Below are 385 nucleotides of genomic sequence, written 5' to 3' on the forward strand. Positions count from 1 at the left end.
TGATAGGTTTCCAGCCGAACTGCTTCAGCATTTCTTCTGAAGGTACAATTTTGCCGTCGAGATAGACCTCGCCTTTTCCAATGAGCGGAAGCGATAAATGTGCAAGTGGCGCAAGATCTCCCGAAGCTCCCAACGAACCCTGTTCGTAAACCACCGGCAGAATATCATTATTATAAAATTCTACCAGCCTGTCAACAGTTTCTCTTGAAACTCCCGAATGCCCGTAACTTAATGACTGGATCTTCAGCAAAAGCATAAGACGAATAATTGGTTTCGATATTTTTTCCCCCGTACCGCAGGCATGGGACATCACCAGGTTTTCCTGGAGTTTGGTAAGGTTTTCCGAAGAGATCTTCACATTGCAGAGGGAACCAAAACCGGTATT

1 protein-coding gene is annotated in these 385 nt (G+C 45.2%); it reads right to left on the reverse strand.

Going from position 1 to position 385, the window contains the following annotated elements:
* The coding region (locus tag HC176_RS17355) for an aromatic amino acid lyase (protein ID WP_167920261.1) at positions 1-385 on the reverse strand (385 nt) is incomplete at both ends.

The sequence above is a fragment of the Tamlana crocina genome, assembly GCF_012037625.1.